24 protein-coding genes are annotated in these 19,431 nt (G+C 38.9%); 16 read left to right on the plus strand and 8 right to left on the minus strand.

What is annotated here, in order from left to right:
• Positions 1 to 42: 42 nt before the first annotated feature.
• Together E1140_RS09355 and E1140_RS09360 are read right to left on the minus strand one after the other, a co-directional pair.
• A complete protein-coding gene (locus tag E1140_RS09355; RefSeq protein WP_155182245.1) occupies positions 43 to 1,245 on the minus strand; it encodes an alpha/beta hydrolase-fold protein in 1,203 nt (400 codons plus the stop codon).
• A 242-nt stretch (positions 1,246 to 1,487) separates the two neighbouring features.
• Entirely contained in the window at positions 1,488 to 2,606 is a 1,119-nt protein-coding gene (locus E1140_RS09360; RefSeq protein ID WP_155182248.1) for a type 1 glutamine amidotransferase domain-containing protein, read from the minus strand.
• A 436-nt stretch (positions 2,607 to 3,042) separates the two neighbouring features.
• Here E1140_RS09360 and E1140_RS09365 point away from each other — a divergent pair, with 436 nt between their 5' ends.
• The 14 genes from E1140_RS09365 (at position 3,043) to E1140_RS09430 (ending at position 12,192) form a co-directional block, all read left to right on the plus strand.
• Complete coding sequence (locus E1140_RS09365; protein ID WP_155182251.1) at positions 3,043 to 3,645, plus strand: Crp/Fnr family transcriptional regulator; 603 nt, start codon at positions 3,043 to 3,045, stop codon at positions 3,643 to 3,645.
• 54 nt (positions 3,646 to 3,699) lie between these two features.
• Positions 3,700 to 4,356: a hypothetical protein gene (locus E1140_RS09370; protein ID WP_155182255.1), complete on the plus strand. Its 657-nt coding sequence runs from the start codon at positions 3,700 to 3,702 to the stop codon at positions 4,354 to 4,356.
• A gap of 8 nt (positions 4,357 to 4,364) precedes the next feature.
• Complete coding sequence (locus tag E1140_RS09375) at positions 4,365 to 4,820, plus strand: DoxX family protein (RefSeq protein WP_246202767.1); 456 nt, start codon at positions 4,365 to 4,367, stop codon at positions 4,818 to 4,820.
• Positions 4,821 to 4,824: 4 nt separating this feature from the next.
• Complete coding sequence (locus E1140_RS09380) at positions 4,825 to 5,388, plus strand: NADPH-dependent FMN reductase (RefSeq protein WP_155182261.1); 564 nt, start codon at positions 4,825 to 4,827, stop codon at positions 5,386 to 5,388.
• A 4-nt stretch (positions 5,389 to 5,392) separates the two neighbouring features.
• On the plus strand, positions 5,393 to 6,220 hold the full coding sequence (locus E1140_RS09385) for a pirin family protein (RefSeq protein WP_155182265.1): 828 nt from the start codon (positions 5,393 to 5,395) through the stop codon (positions 6,218 to 6,220).
• A gap of 124 nt (positions 6,221 to 6,344) precedes the next feature.
• Complete coding sequence (locus E1140_RS09390) at positions 6,345 to 6,929, plus strand: Crp/Fnr family transcriptional regulator (RefSeq protein ID WP_155182268.1); 585 nt, start codon at positions 6,345 to 6,347, stop codon at positions 6,927 to 6,929.
• Positions 6,930 to 6,996: 67 nt separating this feature from the next.
• Positions 6,997 to 7,965, plus strand: coding sequence for a cyclase family protein (locus E1140_RS09395; RefSeq protein ID WP_155182271.1), 969 nt, complete (start codon positions 6,997 to 6,999; stop codon positions 7,963 to 7,965).
• An 11-nt stretch (positions 7,966 to 7,976) separates the two neighbouring features.
• Positions 7,977 to 8,429, plus strand: a complete 453-nt coding sequence (locus tag E1140_RS09400; RefSeq protein ID WP_155182274.1) for a DMT family transporter — start codon at positions 7,977 to 7,979, stop codon at positions 8,427 to 8,429.
• 75 nt (positions 8,430 to 8,504) lie between these two features.
• Complete coding sequence (locus E1140_RS09405) at positions 8,505 to 9,269, plus strand: GNAT family N-acetyltransferase (RefSeq protein ID WP_155182276.1); 765 nt, start codon at positions 8,505 to 8,507, stop codon at positions 9,267 to 9,269.
• On the plus strand, positions 9,266 to 9,895 hold the full coding sequence (locus E1140_RS09410) for an NAD(P)H-dependent oxidoreductase (protein ID WP_155182279.1): 630 nt from the start codon (positions 9,266 to 9,268) through the stop codon (positions 9,893 to 9,895). The genes E1140_RS09405 and E1140_RS09410 overlap by 4 nt, the downstream gene beginning before the upstream one ends.
• Before the next feature lie 2 nt (positions 9,896 to 9,897).
• Entirely contained in the window at positions 9,898 to 10,524 is a 627-nt protein-coding gene (locus E1140_RS09415; RefSeq protein ID WP_155182282.1) for a hypothetical protein, read from the plus strand.
• A gap of 21 nt (positions 10,525 to 10,545) precedes the next feature.
• Complete coding sequence (locus tag E1140_RS09420; RefSeq protein WP_155182285.1) at positions 10,546 to 10,887, plus strand: 5-carboxymethyl-2-hydroxymuconate Delta-isomerase; 342 nt, start codon at positions 10,546 to 10,548, stop codon at positions 10,885 to 10,887.
• An 82-nt stretch (positions 10,888 to 10,969) separates the two neighbouring features.
• On the plus strand, positions 10,970 to 11,683 hold the full coding sequence (locus tag E1140_RS09425) for a DUF4386 domain-containing protein (RefSeq protein ID WP_155182288.1): 714 nt from the start codon (positions 10,970 to 10,972) through the stop codon (positions 11,681 to 11,683).
• 41 nt (positions 11,684 to 11,724) lie between these two features.
• Positions 11,725 to 12,192, plus strand: coding sequence for a nuclear transport factor 2-like protein (locus E1140_RS09430; RefSeq protein ID WP_155182291.1), 468 nt, complete (start codon positions 11,725 to 11,727; stop codon positions 12,190 to 12,192).
• Between the two features lies 1 nt (position 12,193).
• Here the strand turns inward: E1140_RS09430 and E1140_RS09435 are convergent, their stop codons facing one another.
• The gene (locus E1140_RS09435; RefSeq protein ID WP_155182294.1) at positions 12,194 to 12,766 is read right to left on the minus strand and encodes a Crp/Fnr family transcriptional regulator; all 573 of its coding nucleotides are present in this window, start codon (positions 12,764 to 12,766) and stop codon (positions 12,194 to 12,196) included.
• A gap of 87 nt (positions 12,767 to 12,853) precedes the next feature.
• Complete coding sequence (locus E1140_RS09440; protein ID WP_155182297.1) at positions 12,854 to 13,804, minus strand: MBL fold metallo-hydrolase; 951 nt, start codon at positions 13,802 to 13,804, stop codon at positions 12,854 to 12,856.
• A 121-nt stretch (positions 13,805 to 13,925) separates the two neighbouring features.
• Here E1140_RS09440 and E1140_RS09445 point away from each other — a divergent pair, with 121 nt between their 5' ends.
• Together E1140_RS09445 and E1140_RS09450 are read left to right on the plus strand one after the other, a co-directional pair.
• Entirely contained in the window at positions 13,926 to 14,462 is a 537-nt protein-coding gene (locus tag E1140_RS09445; RefSeq protein WP_221412669.1) for an HIT domain-containing protein, read from the plus strand.
• A 167-nt stretch (positions 14,463 to 14,629) separates the two neighbouring features.
• Complete coding sequence (locus E1140_RS09450; RefSeq protein ID WP_155182300.1) at positions 14,630 to 16,246, plus strand: sensor histidine kinase; 1,617 nt, start codon at positions 14,630 to 14,632, stop codon at positions 16,244 to 16,246.
• Between the two features lie 481 nt (positions 16,247 to 16,727).
• On the opposite strand, the gene E1140_RS09455 is transcribed toward E1140_RS09450, so the two are convergent.
• The 4 genes from E1140_RS09455 to E1140_RS09465 form a co-directional block, all read right to left on the minus strand.
• Positions 16,728 to 18,152 (minus strand): hypothetical protein, encoded by a 1,425-nt coding sequence (locus tag E1140_RS09455; protein ID WP_185153509.1) that lies wholly within the window; start codon positions 18,150 to 18,152, stop codon positions 16,728 to 16,730.
• A complete protein-coding gene (locus E1140_RS09460) occupies positions 18,094 to 18,717 on the minus strand; it encodes a hypothetical protein (protein ID WP_155182306.1) in 624 nt (207 codons plus the stop codon). The genes E1140_RS09455 and E1140_RS09460 overlap by 59 nt, the downstream gene beginning before the upstream one ends.
• Positions 18,718 to 18,932: 215 nt before the next feature.
• Positions 18,933 to 19,058, minus strand: a complete 126-nt coding sequence (locus tag E1140_RS21940) for a hypothetical protein (RefSeq protein ID WP_281350381.1) — start codon at positions 19,056 to 19,058, stop codon at positions 18,933 to 18,935.
• An 83-nt stretch (positions 19,059 to 19,141) separates the two neighbouring features.
• Positions 19,142 to 19,431 (minus strand): DUF6941 family protein (locus E1140_RS09465; protein WP_221412670.1); only part of this gene is annotated, 290 nt, incomplete at its 5' end.

A 19,431-nucleotide genomic window follows, 5' to 3' on the forward strand; every position in this document is an offset into this window, starting at 1 on the left:
ATAAAAGTTTCTGGCTTCATGCAACAACTAACGCTTACTATGCTATTTCCTTAACCTGTCTATTTCAATCATTAAATCATCTTCTTGTCCTAATTTGTATTTTTTAGATACTTCAACCCCCGTCATATATGCAGCAACAGCTTCCTCAGTTTGGTTGCTTTGTTCATAAAGTTTTGCCAGATAGGTTAATAACCCAATGTAAGTAGGATAGGCCTCCGTAGCTCTCTTGAGTATAGTTATAGCACCAGCCAAATTATCTTTATTTACTTGTTCCATCACCATGTTAACATAGTCACCAGCAGGTCTTCTGGTGTTGGTACCGTACTTGCTCATGAGTTGCTTTTCTGCATTTAAGAACGACTCACCATCGAAATTGGCTGCTGTATCTTCAGTCATTTTTAAATCAGAAAAGAGAAACTTCAATCCGTGATAATTCAACAATAGGCGAGAGGCCATATGATCCTCATCACCTACTTCTTCATGATGCCATCTGAAATTCTTTGGTGTATTTTGCTTGATAACATCAACGTAACGAATTAGCTCCTGACGCATTCCCCAGCCGTCATCACCACCTATTCCGAAATATACGGCCTTATCCAACTCCTTACTAGAGGAAAAGAAATCTTTAGCCTTTTGAGTCATTTCCTCATTATTCCACCACAATGCTGGAGCTTCAATGACAAATGCATCAAAAATGTCAGGACGATCCATTAGCGTATAAACACCGAATAAACCACCAAAAGAATGACCTTCTAATATTCGATAGGGGTGCGTTCTATAATTCGTTTCAATGTACGGTATCAGTTCAGCTTCTAAAAACTCAAGAAATCTTGGAGCACCACCACTTTGTGGAATACCTGCATTACCGGTTCCTCCATTCATATTTTTTCCCGCATTAGAAGGTGTTAAGTCCCGTGCCCGATCAAGACTCTCAATACCCACTATAATCATTGGAGGAACGAGACCAGATTCTGCAAGCAACTCAACCGTACCAACGGTATGCTTTATATTTTGCAGTCCATCCAAAACGTAGATTACTGGGTAATTCTCCTGATTATGATCATAGTCAACAGGAAGGGAAATAATTATGGGTCGGTTTTCACCAAGCACTTCTGAATGAAGCAGATGCTGTTCTCCAAGTCCAAGAAGCTTGTTATCTTCAGTAAGTTCTACCTTTTCAGCCAGCTGTGCATAGGTTGTAAACTGTAGGCCAAACAGGGCGAATATTAGCAGTAGGTTTTTCATAATATTTTAATTTTCAATTAGTTATAAAGTAAAGTTCGTTGAGAACAACACCTTTTGCTTGACTGCTCAAGCCAATGTTTTGACATTTGAGGCCAGAACTAGAATTGTCCAGCCTGCATACTGCAGGGTTACAGATTGGTTACAAATATTTACTCTATTATTCACAGATGGATTATCTGCGAAACAAAAAAGCACTAGCTCACTAGCTAGTGCTTTTTTGGTGTTCTATTCTTTTATATCCTCTAGCTGATTTCCTTTAATAAATCTGCTACCTGTTCTTTTAACAAATTCTTTGAATCTAAATCTTCCAACAACTCTTTAGCTCTTTCTTTATTATCTAGTAAAATATGGGTTTTAGCCAGCATGAACTGTAAATCTTCATTGAAAAAGTAGGGAACAGTGGCCTCAATAATTTCAACACCCTTTGCCAGTTCTGTCACATTATCTTTAGCTGCAAGGACCTTATAATACCCATAAACGGCCATTAAAGGCATATCATAAGTTTCATGGTTGTTTTTCAACTCTTGCTCAACCCAGGAGGTCGTGCTTTTACCATCTAACATATCCTGCACCAGATAAACAGTCTTTTCATCCTTATAAAAAGTTCTTGCCACAGGCTCTTTGCCCAGGGCTTTTACTACTTCTTCAGCAGAACCCGTTGTTGAAAACGGATTTTGTCCTGTAACGAATTTACCCGACACGGCAACATTGGATAACATAAAATCTGTCTGACTGAAAATTGCTCCTCTTGACACTAACTTGTCCTCCAGCTTGAAAGGGAATTCCTTTACCCATTTCTTGCCGAAGAGCTCTTCTTCAATATTACAAAAGGCAGTAATTTCAATATCCTTAACAATGTAATTCTCACCATCCTTTACATTCACAAACGAGGCAGGGCCATGACATACAGATGAAATAACGGTGCCTTCTCTTTGATATAAATTCAATATGATATCCTGAAGCGATGGGTCATAGGGCAAATCAAACATCGCCCCCTTACCACCAACAACATAGATGGCATCATATACAGATGGATCCACATCTGCTGTTGCTATGGTGTTATCCAATAAGTCCATGGCTGACTGGTCACTCAGAAGGGCTTTATTATAGGCCTTATCTTTGTTAAATTCATCGGCTTCAACTTTACCTCCTGTTGGACTGGCTACATCTATTGCCAAGCCATTATTTTTAAAAATTAAATAGGCTTGAGAAAATTCATCAAACTCAAAACCAGGTCTGACTTTTCCTAAATCTTTTCCATAGCTGCTTAATACCATCAGTACTTTTTTGGCACCATTCTTTGGCTGAGCTACTAGAATACACGGGACAATTAAGAGGGCTAATAATACTATCTTTTTCATTTTATTCTATTTTTAGTGGTGAAGGCCTATAAGGCCGAATGTTAAAAGCATTTTTAAATAGTTTTTCGCTTATCAATTGGTTATGGAGCAAAATTGGCTTTAAACAACGGCCATTGCTTGACTTCCCGAGCCAACGTTTTGACATTTGAGGCCATTTCATACTTACCCAGTTCCTTTTTGCTTTCTCCGGCTGATTTCATTCAGTAATTGAGCTATTACTATTATTAAATGCTTTGTTTTTTATTTTCTGGAGGCATGACGATGGGAATAAACAGATGTTACAGGTGATCAATTATTTATTTATAAATGGAAGTATATCTGGCTGTTGTTTAAGACTATAATGGTGAATAAAAGAAATTAGTTAGCAGAGATTTTAATTGAAGGCAACAATAGTATCAGTTGTGGTTTAATCTAATATCTTCCTATTTTTATTTCAATGAAAGCTCACGACACCGAATCTGCTTACGATTTAATTCTTCAGAATGTGGCGCGCTTTATCGATCTTACAGATGAAGAGAAAGACCTCTTTAAATCACTATTAAAAAAGGGGAGTGCCAGGCGCAAGGAGTTTGTGATGCGGCCAGGCAAGGTGGCATTGTATGAATATTTTGTAACCAAAGGCTGCTTAAAAGTATATTCTATAGACCGCAATGGGGTAGAGCACGTGTCGATGTTCGCCATTGAGGATTTCTGGACTGGAGATATGGCCAGCTTCATGCTGGAGCAGCCCTGTACTTATTTCATCAAAGCGCTGGAAGATTCAGAGTTCTTAATGATATCAAAAGAAAGCTTTGAAAGGCTTTTCCATGAAATACCAAAATTCGAGCGTTTTTACAGAAACCTTTACCAACGGTCATTGGTGAGTTATATAGAAAGAACTAATCAAGGCATTTCATTGACTGCTGAAGAACGTTATGAAATCTTCTTAAGCAAATACCCACATATCGCCAATCGCATTAAGCAAAAGGATCTAGCAGCTTATCTGGGCATCACCCCAGAGTTTTTGAGCATGATCCGAAGCAAGATGAGTAAACGCTAGTTTTTCTTAAACTAGTTTATTTTTCCGTGATACAGAAGGCGCCTCCTTTGTATCATGACAAAGAGAAACACCCTTTTGACCCTCATTTTAATCGTTATTGCGCATGGAAGCATAGCACAAATTACGCAGCTGGAGTTAGCTTCAGGACTTAAGAAAACAGACTTTACATCATTCTCATTGAGGCCATTAACTCCAACCGCCAACTTTTCAATAGGCACATTGGCCTTCTTTCAGAAGTATCATGAACAGGAAAGTTTCATGTTTGATGAGGCAGGAGTTCATTCTACAATCTACTGGAACATCAATAAAGCCTTTTCTATAGGCCCGGGACTGTATTATAACAGTGCAGCGGGCTTCTCCCAGCGGCTATCCATCCTATACGCGATTAAGTCACAGCATCTTGTGCTAACCGCTATTCCTACCATAGCTCACGCTGAACAAACTGGGTTTATCAACGGTGAGATGTTTTTGCAGATGCAGCTGACAATACCCTTAAAAGAGGAATGGGAGTTACTGCTAAGCGCACAAGTACTTACTAACTGGGAAAAGTTCTCACTCCACACCAGAAGCTTTCAGCAGCTAAGAGCTGGGTTTGACAAACATGCCACACAGTTTGGGCTGGCGCTCGATTATGATCAGTATGGAGATGCTCCAATAACCAGAACCTCACTTGGCGTATTCGTTCGAAAAATTTTTCTAACCAATAAATAAATAATGACATGATGATTAACAAAATTCTAAACACAGACAGTAACAGGGGAGCACTCATTGCTCGCCTTACACTCGGAATAGTTCTATTTCCACACGGAGCGCAAAAGATGTTGGGTTGGTTCGGAGGATATGGATTTGCTGGCACAATGGATGCCTTCACGAATCAAATGCACCTTCCCTGGATTGTAGCCCTTGCAGTAATTATGATAGAGTTCTTCGGATCAATTTTCCTGATCCTCGGATTTGCAAGCAGATTATGGTCTCTGGCTATTGCAGGCCTCTTTTCAGGCATCATTTACACCACACATTTGGAGCATGGTTTTTTCATGAACTGGTTTGGAAACCAGGCTGGTGAAGGCTATGAATACGCCCTGCTGATCATAGGGATCGCAGTAGCTGTACTGATCAATGGCAGCGGGAAACATGCTTTAGACACTCAATTAATTAAACTTTTAAACAAATAAGAATATGAAAAAGATAATAGCATTTGGAGCAAGCAGCAGCAGTAAATCTATCAATAAAACGCTGGCCATTTATGCAGCGAGTAAAGTTGCTGATGCTTCTATTAACGTGATTGATCTTAAAGACTATGTAATGCCACTATACAGTGTCGATGCAGAGGGGAAATTCGGGATACCTAAAGGTGCACATAAATTGGATGATATCATTGATTCAGCGGATGGATTGGTGATTTCTCTGGCAGAACACAACGGCACATATACTGCGGTTTTCAAAAACCTTATCGATTGGCTTTCAAGAATAGATATTAAGGTATGGAAAGGAAAACCAATGTTGCTGATGGCCACTTCTCCAGGCAGTAGAGGAGGCGAGAGCGTACTTGCAGCAGCTAAATCCTATTTCCCATTCATGGAAGGCAATATTGTAGCTGATTTTTCACTACCCTCATTTTATGATAACTTCTCTAATTCCGGGATTATCAATCCAGTATTAGCATCACAACTGGATGAAAAAATAACGCATTTTGCACAATCATTAGAAACTGAAGCCACACTGACCTCATCAAAACTTTAACACAATGAAAAGAGCAATTAAACATCGAACTATGGGCCGTGACCATCATGGCATGATAACAAATCTGGTTGGTCCATCCGGAATAGGTAATGACATTAAACCTTTCGTTTTTCTGGACTATATACACGGAGTTCCACCCCAAGGCGCAGGTTTTGGGTGGCACCCACATTCAGGAATAGCCACCTTTACTTATTACATTGAAGGTGGTAGCGATCTTGAGGAAAGCACTGGAAATAAAGTGTCATTTAGGGCAGGGGATATTGAGTATTTACAGGCCGGTTCGGGGGCATGGCATAAAGGCATGTTACTTAAAGATCAGCCAACACTAGGGTTCCAGCTTTGGATTGCTCTGCCTCCAAAACTTGAGACTGCCGATGCCAAGAGTATTTATGTCACAAAAGATGAAATATTAAACAATGACCAGTTCAAAGTTCTTTTAGGAGAGTATGAAGGCCTCAAAAGTAAGATCGATCCGCCTAATGATATGAATTATCTGGATGTCAGTCTCAGGCCTCATGAAAAATGGACCTATACGCCACCGAAAACACATAATTTGCTGTGGTTGGTAGTTTACAAAGGGACATTGAATGGTGGATTGGAAGTTCCGGTAGGAGAGTTAGTTGTATTTGAAGAAGGTAATCAGTCAATAGAGTTTTCATCAGATGAAGGCGCCAGCTTGCTATTAGGGTCTGCCAAGAAGTTTGAACATGATTTAGTGTTAGAGCGAAGCTCCATACATACATCTATAGCCAACCTGAAGCTTAGCGAAAATAAGATCAAAGAGATCTATAGTGAACTGTTTAAGAAAGGTACTTTTGCCGAAGAAGAATGAGATGGGTTGAATGTCTATTATTAATAAAAACTAACCAACATTTAATAAATGACTAATCCCTCAAGCTTAGTTCATTCCAAACCTGTAACTTATATTAGTAGTACAAACTACGCTAAATATTCAAATGGCTCAAGCATACGATATTCTGATTGAAAACTTTCGGCAGCTCGTGCCAATTTCAGATCAGGAAGCTGAAATTATCAAAGGCACTTTTGTGGTCAAAAAACTAAACAAGAAAGAGCTACTGCTCTCCAAAGGTGATTTATCTAATCATATGCGATTTGTGGCTGATGGCTGTCTAAAGGTATATTCCATCGGAGAGAAGGATATGGAGCACATCCTTCAATTCGGCATTTCAGGTTGGTGGATCAATGACTTGTATGCATACTTAACTGAAACTCCTTCAGAGCTGTTCATTCAGGCCATTACACCCAGCACCGTACTTCAAATCCATCGTGACCGATTGAATAAACTATACGATGAAATACCTATGGTTGACCGCTTCTTCCGCATTAAAACACAACATGGCTATGTAGCATTACAGAACAGAACCATCAGGACAATGAGCCAGACTGCAGAGGAGCGTTATGTGAAGTTCATATCAGACTATCGGGAAATGGAACAACAGATCCCTCAATATATGATTGCTGCATTTATAGGCGTTACGCCAGAGCATCTAAGTGCTATAAGAAAAAAAATGAGCCTGTAGTACGTTCTTAAGATACCTTAATGCTTTCGGGCTCGGTGGCTTTCAACTTTGCATAAACGTTAAAGTTATGAAAGCATATTTAAGCACATTTATTTTAGTACTTCTTATCAGCACTGTCAAGGCACAGAGCACCGAAGAAGTTGGTATGAGCCCGTGGGGTCCTCAGGATGAAATAGGAACCCTTAACATGATGACAGAAGATTCAAAACTTCAAATTCTGTCACAAATTCAATCAGGAAAAAGCTACGATCTTAGTGTAGATTACTTTGTAGGAATGCCCAGCTTTAATGCACTAGGTGATCCCCCTTACCAGTATTGGTTGACCCATACACCAAACGGAACCGTTGTTGACAACCCGAATGGGTTGGGTAAAGCCATGAACCAGAAAGTAAGCTATACCGGTGATGCCATTTCTATGTACACTCACATGGGTACACACATAGATGCCCTCAACCATTTCGGACTAAACGGAAAAATTTGGAATGGCTTTACCCCGGAAGAACATCTGGGAGACAAAGGATGGAAAAAGACCGGTTCAGAGACTATTCCACCGATTATAGCACGGGGTGTTTTAATTGATGTTGAAGAGGCCTTAGAAGGTCTTTCTAAAAACTATCGTATCAATGCCGAAGATCTTAAAACAGCTCTCCGTAAACAAAAAGTAAAGCTGAGAAAAGGTGATGTTTTTTTGATTCGCACGGGACAAGCCCGATTTTATGAAGATGCCAATGAATATCTGGATAACTACCCTGGTATCAGCCTGGATGCTGTAAAATGGCTTGTAGAAGAACAGCAAATCATGTTACTAGGCGCTGACAATCTAAGTCTGGAAGCCTTTCCTCCAGAGCGCGAAGACAACTGGGTGCCAGTGCATACCTATCTGCTGGCAGAAAAAGGGGTGATGTTCATCGAACAGATGTTTTTAGAAGAACTAGCCAAGGATCATATTTATGAATTTGCATTCATTGCAGCTTCATTGAAGTTGAAAGGAGCTAGCGGTTCTCCTATGCGTCCTATAGCCATTCCTGTACGCTAATCCCAAAGGTCATGAACAATTGGTATCTACTACTCCTTTCATTTTCTGTAGGGGTAATGGTGGTAATGCAGGGTGGGCTTAATGCTCGCCTGGGAGTAATCCTGGACAACTCGTTATTAGCCACCTCAGTAGCTTTGATTATTAGCTCCAGCTTTACTGTAATAGCAGTATTAGCCACTGTAAAGCAGTTTCCAACTGTTAGTCAGCTAAAAACAGTACCAGCCTATATGTGGGTTTCGGGAGGTATGTTAAGCTTCATAGCCGTGGGACTGTTCTATTATCTCATTCCACGGATTGGTATTTCAACAGCTGTGACATTCGGGCTCACGGGCCAGATTCTTTTTGCTGCCATTGCAGGCCATTTTGGCTGGTTTGGAATGCCTCTGGAGCCCGTATCCATCAGGAGAGTGATAGGAATGGTAATTATGTTATTGGGAGTAGTACTTACCAAACTCAAAATATAACAGACTTTCCTTCTTAACCAAAGTCAATGACAATGGATGCCAACCTTTTCAATTTTGCATTGAGCATGCATCCAAATGTCTTTACAAATCAAGAATAAGATTATGGATTTAAAGCATATGAATTTAGATAACCTACAGGCACTTTGGAGGCTTGTGGGAACAAATGTAGGAGATTATATTTCTACTAATAGTTATGAAATGAGCGTTGTGACCAATTCAGAATGGCCCAACAGGATCTGGTTTTCGGACCCAAACTATGGAGGTTACATCCATGAAATTACTAATCAGTTTAGGTTGAATAATTTTACCATTCCTGTTTGGGATGATCCTTCAAATCATCTTGGAAAGGCACTTGAAGCTTGCGGCTTCGAGTTAAAATCCAGGCAATATGGCATGTCAATGGCACTCCATCATATCGAGGCAGTGTCTAATACTATCTCATTAAAATATGTCACCGATCAGGAGTCAGCCAATGTGTGGTCTGATACTTTTATGCAGGCCTTTGGGTATCTGATACACCCTGAAACGATAATGAAAACCAGGGATGAGGTAAACTATCTTTTAGGAATACACAAAAATCAGCCTGTGGGAACAGTAGTGCTGTTTACTAACCACACAAAAATAGCAGGGATACATTCTATGGGTATTGTTCCTGAAATGAGAAAACGCGGTTTTGCTGAAGATATCCTACTACAGACTTTAAATATAGCCACAGAAGAAGGGGCTACACACGCTACTTTACAAGCCTCTGAAAGTGGCAAACACCTTTATACCAAAGTGGGATTTCAGGTGGAATTCATCATTAAAAATTATGTAAAACTCAAAAACAACAATCAATGAATTTAATCAAAAACTTAAACTGGCGCTATGCCACCAAAAAGTTTGATGCCTCCAGAACTATTAATGTTTTGGACCTGGAAAGGCTAAAGGAAGCAGTGCGATTATCGGTCTCTTCATACGGCCTTCAGCTTTATAAAGTACTGATTATTGAAAACAAAGAGGTGAGGGAAGAACTGCGAAAGGCATCATGGGATCAGTCTCAAATCACTGATGCCTCATGCCTGTTTGTATTCTGTAATTATACCCACAACTACAGCCATTTTGTAGATAATTACATCAAGCTTATTGCTGAAACACAAGACACAGACCATACTGGCTTAACAGATTATGGCAACACAATAAAAGACTCGATCAGTAGAATGAGTCGGGAAGAGCGAAAGAGCTGGGCTGAAAAGCAAACTTACCTTGCACTTGGCAACCTGATAGTTGCATGTGCTGAACTCAAGCTGGATGCCTGCCCAATGGAAGGATTTGATAAACAAGCCTACAATCGCATTCTAGGCTTGGACGAAATGGGACTGAATGCATCTGTCATTGCTCCTGTAGGTTATCGGTCAATAGATGACAGCTCACAGTTCAGAGAAAAAGTGAGAAAACCAGCCGATCAACTATTTCAAACCATATAATGATGAGGACTTATAGAATTCTTATTTTTATTATCATCCTAATAGCTTGTGTTTCTGGCAGAGAGACACAAGCTCAGGAAAAACTTTCAACCAGCAAATTTCAATATCTCCAATTCAAGGAGAATAGTTTGAATTCTGTACATGCCATCTGGCTTGCGCTAGATATACCTGATGGATTTAAACGAACAGGCTTCCTAAACCATAGTCCTGTTTTTCACGAACATCCTTTCAATGTATCAACAGCAGCAGTTTATGATTCTATGAGCATTATAATGGTGCATGCAGAGGCCCTGAGTGATAGCTCTGGTTATCTTAACTACAGCTATATGGAAACTGCAACACTCAATGAAATAGCGTTTTACACAAAGGAGAACTGCGTTGAAATAACAGAAGCATTGCTATCAGATGCCAGGGACCTACAATTTTTTCAAAATGAAGGGTTCGACTTTTATCCGGCTGTATACTTAAAGCAATACTTTAAAACTACTGATGACGGTAATGCTGAATTCGTATTGAGCTATGGAGAAAGGGTCTGTGATTGTTCAGAAACCACCATAAATGAGGCTTTTAAACAACAATTTATGAGAAGGCTGACCAATACGGTTAACTTGACGGAACAAAAGAAATAATATAATAAACTCAAAAAACTCATGCCGCACTTTATAATTGATTGCTCTGAAAATGTATTGAAAATGCATTCTGCTGACCTAATAATGCAAAAGGTCTATGATACTGCAGTTGCTACCAATCTCTTCGCAAAAGGGGATATAAAAGTCCGAATTAACCCATTCAAACATTACAACATTGGAGATGCGAGTAATTTTATCCACGTATTTGGTAACATCATGGAGGGTCGAACAGATGAAAAGAAGCTTAAGCTCTCCAGAGCCATAGTCTCAGCGCTCAAAACTATACTACCAGATATTCCTATAATTTCAATGAACATCAGAGACTTTGAAAAGAGTGGTTACTGTAATCGATCCATGATTTAGATGGCAGTCAATTCTTAACTTAAGTCAATGCATAATGGATAATCTCAGCTCAAATTTGCTTTAAGCAACAAAACATAAGATTATGAGAACTCAATCAGCTGAATTAACAACATTTAGGAAATACGGGCTTATAACGGGTTTGCTTTACCTGGTTATTATTGTTTGTGGTATGTACAGCGAAATGGTGGTTCGTGCGGCACTAATAGTACCCGGTGATGCCGCTACTACAGTTTCAAATATTGCATCAAACCTCACGCTGTACAGAACAGGCTTCGTCAGCGATCTGATCATGGTAATGGCCGATGTAGCTGTTGCCCTAACCTTTTATCTGCTGCTAAAGCCAGTGAATAGCGGATTGGCATTGCTTGCAGCACTATTCCGCCTGACGCAATCATCTATACTGGGAATCAATTTGCTGAATCATTTTAAAGCTATTATACTGGTTGCTGACGGCAGCTTTGTAAATGCCATGGGACAGGAGGCTTTTAATGCTCAGGTCATGCTCAACATCAATGCTCATAGTCACGGCTACCTCATAGCGCTGGTCTTTTTTGCATTAAGCTGTATGATACTTGGCTATTTATTCTACAAATCAATATTATTTCCAAAGGTATTGGGCACACTGTTACCTATTGCTGGTGCCGGATACCTAATAGATAGTTTTACCAATTTCCTTTACCCTCAATATGCAGATGTCACAGAAATCATAGTGATGGTTTCCGCCATAGTAGCCGAACTTAGATTATGTGTCTGGCTGATTGTGAAGGGAATAAAAGTACAGAACAGTGTAGAATAAGTAACTTGAGTTTAGAATAGACAATTGAAGATCGAAAAAATATGGAACAAAAATTTATCACTTTACTAATGCTTATACTCGGCACTGTATGCTCAGTTAATGCACAAACAAATGAACTATCAACCGCTCAAGACTCCCTAAACCACCTGCTCAATGAATATTACAGGTTGAATGTGATTGTATTCCAACCCAATTCAACCATAAAGGATATAGACAATATTTTTGATCTATTTACTGATGATTTCACCTATGTACATGAGCAATACGGAGGTGTCTATACCCGGCAAGATCTATACAATGGGTATAAGAGGAATCAGGAGAATGGTGGCTATGATGGCGAGGTGACCGACATTAAGGTCAACAGCAAGATTTTTGGGTATAATGCCATTGCTGTAACCAAGAGTTTCATACTCAAAAAGGAGGGAGGCATAAAAACAGGCGATCCACAAATGGCCCTTTTTGAATTTAAGGATGGCAAAATTTATAGGATTACGGAATACTGGAAGTAGCTTAATCCCGGGATTGAATGCGTTTGCGTATTCTGCTCAATGATTCTGGCTTAACACCCAAATAACTGGCCAAATGATATTGCGGTACCCGCTGTAGCAAATCAGCACGCTCATTGAGCAGTTTCAGGTACCGCCGCTCTGGCGATTTGGTAATGTGCGAGGCCAGCATTTCCTGATGCTTACCCAAATCATCTTCCATAGACACTCTGCAAATGGATTCCAGCCTCGGAAATAGCTTGTAGAGTACCTTCTCCTTTTCATAATTAAGCACCGCCAGTGTACAATCTTCTACGCACTCTAAGTAATGGATGGCACGCACTCGATTGATATAGCTATTCATGGAAGCAATAGCATCACCCTCCGTAAAGAAATGGGTGGTTTTGTCTTCGCCATCCACCACATAATAGAGTCGTACACAGCCTTTAATAGTAAAATAACTATCATTGGCAATTTGATCAGCCTTGAGTAGTAAAGTGCCCTTTTTGAAGGTTTTAATAGGAATATATTGGTCTACAGCTTCGCATTCCTCTGCACTAAGGGCAATGTTTTGAGACATTAACTCAGAAATCTTCATAGCATCATGAGGTTATCGATCAAACTGCAGCATCAAAATACGGATATTTTCTAAATCAGTTAAATGATAGAAGGCTGCCAACCATTTTCATTCTTCATTTTCTCCCTTCAATTGATACATGAGCTTAACATGCCGATCAAGTTGCGTTGTAAAATCTTTGTATAAGGGTTCATATTTCGAACTTAGCTTAACGCTGACCGCTGAAAGGGTCTTTACAGGTGTATGTCCGCTTTTATGATCAAGTTTTACCTGCTCCCAAACACTTGTCAACAATTCCGAATCTCGTATTACAGATGACATAGTAGTTGCGCTACCATGTCCTGTTAGCACAATGGAGGGGTTTAATTGCACTACCAAATTGAGGGTGTTTATCAAACCATCAATATCTCCATGATCTGTGATCATCGGCATGTAGTCCGAGCTCAATACATCACCACCAATCATAACTTTCTGCTCTGGCAACCACATCAAAATGTCACCAGGAGAGTGCCCGTTATTGGCAAACAGCAACTCCACTTCAACACCTCCAAAATTTCGCTTTAGAGGCTCCTTCAATAATAAATTAGGATATACCAGGTGAGTTATTCCAATTGTGCCATTGGTCACATTATGATAAAACGCTACATCATCGTTTCCATACTTTTTCATGGTTTCCATTGCTTCAGTGGTGGCTATAATTTCTACACCTGCGAATGCTGCATTACCCAACCAATGATCGGCATGGCTATGGGAGTTAATAACCCAACGAACGGGCTGATCGGTTATGGATTGAATGGCCTTCTTAATTTTATTTCCAATTACTTCAGATGACCCTGTATCGAAAAGCAGCACACCATTTTCAGTAACTACAAAATGAATATTGGAATTCCAACCCTCGTTCTCAGGTGTTGGCAACCCAATTGACGGTGAAACAATGCTGTAAATATTTTTGGTAATCGGGGTAACGACAAAGTCAGTGTATGCATTAACCGCCTGTGAATATTGAGTGGTGAATATTATAAAACTGAAAATGAGTAAACTTTTTGTTTTACTGATCATAGTAGGAGGTTAGCTCTTTATTTTCTTCTTTCTTGAAACATTACGAGGGGGATAAGCAGATGTTACAGATTAACATTCATTTAACAATATAAGTGTGGCTGGCTGGATTTAGACAGATGAGATGCGAGCTTTTAATCCTTTCTGTGAGTTGACATACTACAACTTAGTTCAGCAATTGCGCGTAAGCTATGCCATGAATTTACGCGCAATACATTGTTTGATATTTATACTGTTCGCCAGTATAAGTGCCATGGCTCAATCCGAAGCTTATGAGCAGGCAAAAGCTGAAAAATTACAAAAGCCATCCCCATTTGAAGCCATTATCTCAGGAACCAAGCAAGATCAAATTATCTATCAGGATGAACATGTAGTGGCCTTTGTACCGCTCAGAAAGCAAGCCCCCGTTCACTTGCTCATTGTTCCAAAAGAGAGAATACCAACATTAAATGACATTACTGAAGATGATACCATCCTATTCAGCAAACTCTTGCTTGCTGCCAAAAACCTTGCCGCTGAGTATGGCATCGATAAAACAGGCTACCGCATTGCCATTAATACCAATGAAGATGCCGGCCAATCGGTTTTTCATATTCATGTGCATTTATTGGGCGGTATGAGGCTGGGGCCAATGGTAGAGCAGACCTACAGTGAAAAATAGCTGCTTCACAACAGAAGAATCAAAAGTTTAAAGGAAATATTAGCTTAGATTTATATATATTGGTCTGTTGGTTTTAGAGATATTTCTTTGTGATAACAGTCCACCACTTTCATTTAATGCTTTATCTTTCACCTATCAAATTTTTCCTCAATGCCAGATAAGCTCTGATGAAGCAAACGCTATTCATTTATATTATTATTGCTATTACAGCATGGCTATTGGTTATTGGCAATATTTGGATCTCAGGTTTTATAAATAATAAGGAGACCCAGGAATTAGAGGCCGTACATAGAAATGCTATTGATGAGTTTACCGAGACCGTTGAAGGTTTTGGACTCTTTGTTTCCTCTATTCAGACTTATATCAACGAACAAAAGGAATTCCCCGATCAGGAGCATCTCTTCAATTATGTTCAAAATTTTTCCAGAGGAACAGCATTAGAAAATAAGTATGTGGTATCAATACTGGATACCACACATACCTTTATTTATTCTTTCGACTATAATGACATAAATGCTAACAATTTTATCGGTCAAAACCTGGAGAGCATTATTGGTCCTGAGGGTATGGCTAAGTATAGTCAAATTATGAAAAGCGATGCACTGAATCTCTTTAAGCCGCACAATTTAGTAGAAGGGCAGGTAGGTATTTCATTAAACTTCAGGGTAAAAAACAAAGGCCAAACCATTGGCTATGCCACACCAGTAGTGTATTTCAATGCAGCCATTGAAGAAGTTTACAAGCAGGTTAATGCAGAAAAATTTGTATTTCGCTTTACTACTGCCGACTCCATAGACTTTGACAGAGAGCGTGTGCACGATAACTCCAAAGTATATCACGATAGAACTGATCCGCTGTACTACAAAAATTTCCAAATCACTTCAGAGGGCTTTAAATACGGCAATGTCAGCATTTATGGTTACAACTTTATTATTGGCACTGCACGCAAAGAACTCAATGAATACAACTGGCTGCTGATAGCCTCTGTGCTATGGTTTATCATCTTTTCAGGCATGTTGCTTTACATCAATAATCAGTCTATCAAATTAAAACATTCTACCTTGCTAATAGGCGAACAAAAAGAGGAATTGGTAAAACTCAATAAAGAAAAAGACGGCATATTAGGCGTAGTTGCGCATGATTTACGATCTCCCATCAATAACATTCAGGGGCTAACCCATCTACTCGAAACTATAGATTCAAAAGAAGAGGAGCCAAAACCGTATTTTGATCGCATCAAATCGTCAATAGGGCAAATGCATCAGCTCATCAATGATTTACTTGATATTAGTAATTTTCAGAATGCTGAAACTATATCGCTTAATGTTGAAGAAGTAAACATCGATGCACTGTTAGCAGAGCTAATGGAAGTAGCAGGGAAAGATGCGGAACCCAAGCAACAAAAATTAACCGTCAATGCCACAAAGGGACTACTATTGAGTACCGACAGGTTTTTACTGTGGCGCGTGCTTGAAAACCTGATTTCGAATGCCATCAAGTTTTCACCAGAGGGTAAGGCCATTACAGTGGGTGCGAAAAAGACAGACAATACCATAGAATTTACGATACACGATGAAGGGCCGGGCTTCAGTGAGGAAGATAAACAGAAGATGTTCAGGAAATTTCAGAAACTAAGTGCTATGCCAACCGGGGGCGAACATTCTACAGGCCTGGGCTTATCCATTGTTAAAATGATTGTTGACAAACTAGGCGGCTCCATTAGGGTGGAGAGTAAACCAGGCGAGGGGAGTTGCTTTTATGTGAAGTTTCCGGGTATCGAGTAGAAGCCCTCAGCGTGTCGAAGTATGATTGGGTTGGTTATTATCTGGGCGCTTTAGATTTCTTAAGAATATAAATGTTGAGGCCAGGATGCAAATGTGGGATTACTCAGTGGAGCTGAACGTAAGTCCAATATTTTGTGACTATTTGTTGTATCTCTGCAATTACAGAATTTGCTATGTTTGTTATATAATCCCGAATCAGTTTCGGGACAATCAGTACTCGCGTTATAGCCTGCCCCGCACTTGATGCGGGGTTACTTAGCTTGGGGTTGAGCGTGGCATTAATAGTTGCGCGTTTGGCATTTTTTCTTTACATATTCCACTCTTCATTTCTTATCGATAACTGAGCACTCTTTTGACATTTATAGCAGGAGGGAAGGGTAGTGGGGAATGGCAAATGTGTGAGATTCTATGCGACCTCAGCTTACAATAGATTTAACAGATTCACACAAATGTTACTGTGTTTTAAAATCATCTGATAAACCTAGTAATCCTCTTTCTTAATTAAAAAGTCTGTGGTATAAGTCTCATCTGCCTTGTTCTTAAATTTAGAATTATACCACCTCATAAAGAAATGAAAATTGTCTTCTAGCCAAATCTCTAAATGAGTATCAATTGGATCGAACCCAGATTGAGTATCTAATATGTACATAACTAGATATCGTGCTAGTGAGGCATTTATAGTATATTCCTTAAAATTAACCATGTCTTCAGAAATGAATGCACCAAAGAAGTCATCATCATTTAGCCTTCTCAACCTTCTATTTATTTTTGACAATGAATTCGCATTAAAGAAATTCTTTACCCATTCATTCCTCCAGTTATTAACAGGAATTAATGAGTCTTGCGAAAAATAGGCAGTTTCATAGGTTGCAGCTAGACCCTCTTCATACCAACTTGGGTAGTTTAGACCTGAATTTTTCAATAAAATATGTACCATTTCATGGTTAATTGAACCTAAATAAAAATTTCTTGTAGCCACAATTATCGACTGATCATTGTGATAATTATATCCAATTGTCCCAGGAGAGGGTTCATATTTATGAAGTGTTCTCGCAAGATCAATTAGGCCATACGTATCTTCAACAACATATGTAGTTATATTCGAAATAGGAACATCCAAGTCGAATTGAGAAATATAGAAATCAAGTGATTTATTTAAACTTAAGAGTCTGTTATCAATATCCTCCAAATTAAAAGAACCCATTCTATATAATACCAGATCGAACCAACCAACTGAATAAAGTTCTAATTGACCTTCTTCAACTTTTAATCTATGTGAGATTGTAAACTTATTAAAGGGTTCAAAAATCCGTTCTACTGATGTTTCATAACTCAAAAGTTTAGAAATCTTCGTTGGCTGGTCATCATAGTTAAACTGCTGGATATATTTTCCACTATGACTGTGCGCGATGCTGGCGCGGCCATTAGAATTACTTGTAACTAGAATTCTTGCACGTGTCTGGCTCTCATCTTCTTCAACAGAGGGAAAATCCAAGAATCTACAATTAGGCTCACAGAGGTCAACTGATTTTTTTGCCTTCAACCACAACTTCTCTCTATATCCTTGGACCAGTCTACTGAATTGTCTCTTACCTAAATCCAAATTATCATCTAAACACGATGAGAGTGCATGTAGATATAAGGTCTTACTTTTCACATTTGGATTTTGGTGTACATAAATGTCATACGCCAAAACTGCTTTCGATGGCTCACCATTCTTTATATAGCCTAACATGATCTGATTTATATCCTCATATCCCATTTCAAGGCGGGTTTGGATCACTACAGAATCTAAATTGTAACTAGGTTCGAATGTTGGTCCTTCTATTTGTCCGTAACCCAGTGTTCTACTTATTAGAACCACTAGGATAAGCGGAATATGTATTTTCGCCTTTATTAGTTTCATTTTCTGTCTCAGACTTGTTCTCTATCGATTTCCATTCAGGTAAATAACTTCTTTGATCCTGAATATCAGTACTATCCGATATATTGGACAAATAACCAATCAATATCACGCTACATATAATCATGATCAATCCTGGAGAAGTCGATGCAATCGTCAACTTTGGTGAGTTAATTTTCGTTTCCTTTTCAAGATTTATCTTACCAAGGATAAATACTGAACCGAATAGTGAGATCATAAACGCTATTATGATTCCTATATATCTATAGACCGCATTGTTTAGAATGGCCAATCGTCCAACATGGTGTCTTCTTCTAAGGCTGTATTCATCCAGTTTTGCCATGGACTTTAATAATTGATAATCTGCATTAACTTCTTTTACTAGTACACTATCAATTATAGATTCATCTTTAAAGTTTGAGGTATTATAAACCACTGTAATAGAAAATATTATAAGCCCTAGAACGCTAATACTACCTAGAATGATAGTCCACTTTAAAAATGGTAGTAATTTTTCTTGCCATGGTAAGGTTTCACTCTGATCCATTTTAGTATCTTCTTCCTTCATTGTTATTTTAAATTTCTTTCAAAATACAACATTATTGGAATGTATTAAATACCCAACCTTGGGTATTTTGAATCCTTAATTATGGTGATAAGGCGATAGGGCGATGCTCTCCGCACAGAAATTTATTATAAAAGGAGGGGAAGTGAGTGGGTGATGGTAAATGTGTGCTGATAATAAAAAGGGGTATTCGATATAAATACCCCAATTACAGCAAATTAGTTTCCTTTACTGTCCTTTCTGTTACTACGTATATGCTCTTTAACTTTCACAGTTTTACCACCAACTTTCTTGGTATGGGCAGGAATTCTATTGAATTTCTTTCCATCGGAATCTTTAGCCATTATTAACACCTCCTTTCCAATTTGAATTAAGTAATTGAATAATTTAAAAAAAAGGAGAGTTAGAATAACCCTCCTTCTTACTGCTAGGCTGCCTTCAATTGATTAGCAGCTTTAACAAAATTAAGCGGAAGTCCACGGCTCCATTCTCCGTCAATGTAGAGTTCAAATGAATATTTACCAAAGCTTTTAAATTCAAGGTTACCAAACCTTAGAACAGAATTTATTGAAGTATAGTCAACTCCTGCTATTGGCTCATTAACCTCAATTTGACCATCAATTGATTGTAACACATTCTTATCTGGATCAATAAACTTAATCTCAAAATTGTGTTTACCAATTTCACTTTTGGCAAATCTCAGTCTCATGGATAATG

The organism is Fulvivirga lutimaris (assembly GCF_009711525.1).
Classification (GTDB): Bacteria; Bacteroidota; Bacteroidia; order Cytophagales; family Cyclobacteriaceae; genus Fulvivirga; species Fulvivirga lutimaris.

What these genes read in the sequence shown, in the direction of transcription:
- E1140_RS09355 (WP_155182245.1), bottom strand. Translation starts at nt 1,245, where the DNA reads ATGAAAAACCTACTGCTAATATTCGCCCTGTTTGGCCTACAGTTTACA.
- E1140_RS09360 (WP_155182248.1), bottom strand. Translation starts at nt 2,606, where the DNA reads ATGAAAAAGATAGTATTATTAGCCCTCTTAATTGTCCCGTGTATTCTA.
- E1140_RS09365 (WP_155182251.1), top strand. Translation starts at nt 3,043, where the DNA reads ATGAAAGCTCACGACACCGAATCTGCTTACGATTTAATTCTTCAGAAT.
- E1140_RS09370 (WP_155182255.1), top strand. Translation starts at nt 3,700, where the DNA reads ATGACAAAGAGAAACACCCTTTTGACCCTCATTTTAATCGTTATTGCG.
- E1140_RS09375 (WP_246202767.1), top strand. Translation starts at nt 4,365, where the DNA reads ATGATGATTAACAAAATTCTAAACACAGACAGTAACAGGGGAGCACTC.
- E1140_RS09380 (WP_155182261.1), top strand. Translation starts at nt 4,825, where the DNA reads ATGAAAAAGATAATAGCATTTGGAGCAAGCAGCAGCAGTAAATCTATC.
- E1140_RS09385 (WP_155182265.1), top strand. Translation starts at nt 5,393, where the DNA reads ATGAAAAGAGCAATTAAACATCGAACTATGGGCCGTGACCATCATGGC.
- E1140_RS09390 (WP_155182268.1), top strand. Translation starts at nt 6,345, where the DNA reads ATGGCTCAAGCATACGATATTCTGATTGAAAACTTTCGGCAGCTCGTG.
- E1140_RS09395 (WP_155182271.1), top strand. Translation starts at nt 6,997, where the DNA reads ATGAAAGCATATTTAAGCACATTTATTTTAGTACTTCTTATCAGCACT.
- E1140_RS09400 (WP_155182274.1), top strand. Translation starts at nt 7,977, where the DNA reads ATGAACAATTGGTATCTACTACTCCTTTCATTTTCTGTAGGGGTAATG.
- E1140_RS09405 (WP_155182276.1), top strand. Translation starts at nt 8,505, where the DNA reads ATGTCTTTACAAATCAAGAATAAGATTATGGATTTAAAGCATATGAAT.
- E1140_RS09410 (WP_155182279.1), top strand. Translation starts at nt 9,266, where the DNA reads ATGAATTTAATCAAAAACTTAAACTGGCGCTATGCCACCAAAAAGTTT.
- E1140_RS09415 (WP_155182282.1), top strand. Translation starts at nt 9,898, where the DNA reads ATGAGGACTTATAGAATTCTTATTTTTATTATCATCCTAATAGCTTGT.
- E1140_RS09420 (WP_155182285.1), top strand. Translation starts at nt 10,546, where the DNA reads ATGCCGCACTTTATAATTGATTGCTCTGAAAATGTATTGAAAATGCAT.
- E1140_RS09425 (WP_155182288.1), top strand. Translation starts at nt 10,970, where the DNA reads ATGAGAACTCAATCAGCTGAATTAACAACATTTAGGAAATACGGGCTT.
- E1140_RS09430 (WP_155182291.1), top strand. Translation starts at nt 11,725, where the DNA reads ATGGAACAAAAATTTATCACTTTACTAATGCTTATACTCGGCACTGTA.
- E1140_RS09435 (WP_155182294.1), bottom strand. Translation starts at nt 12,766, where the DNA reads ATGAAGATTTCTGAGTTAATGTCTCAAAACATTGCCCTTAGTGCAGAG.
- E1140_RS09440 (WP_155182297.1), bottom strand. Translation starts at nt 13,804, where the DNA reads ATGATCAGTAAAACAAAAAGTTTACTCATTTTCAGTTTTATAATATTC.
- E1140_RS09445 (WP_221412669.1), top strand. Translation starts at nt 13,926, where the DNA reads ATGCGAGCTTTTAATCCTTTCTGTGAGTTGACATACTACAACTTAGTT.
- E1140_RS09450 (WP_155182300.1), top strand. Translation starts at nt 14,630, where the DNA reads ATGAAGCAAACGCTATTCATTTATATTATTATTGCTATTACAGCATGG.
- E1140_RS09455 (WP_185153509.1), bottom strand. Translation starts at nt 18,152, where the DNA reads ATGAAACTAATAAAGGCGAAAATACATATTCCGCTTATCCTAGTGGTT.
- E1140_RS09460 (WP_155182306.1), bottom strand. Translation starts at nt 18,717, where the DNA reads ATGAAGGAAGAAGATACTAAAATGGATCAGAGTGAAACCTTACCATGG.
- E1140_RS21940 (WP_281350381.1), bottom strand. Translation starts at nt 19,058, where the DNA reads ATGGCTAAAGATTCCGATGGAAAGAAATTCAATAGAATTCCTGCCCAT.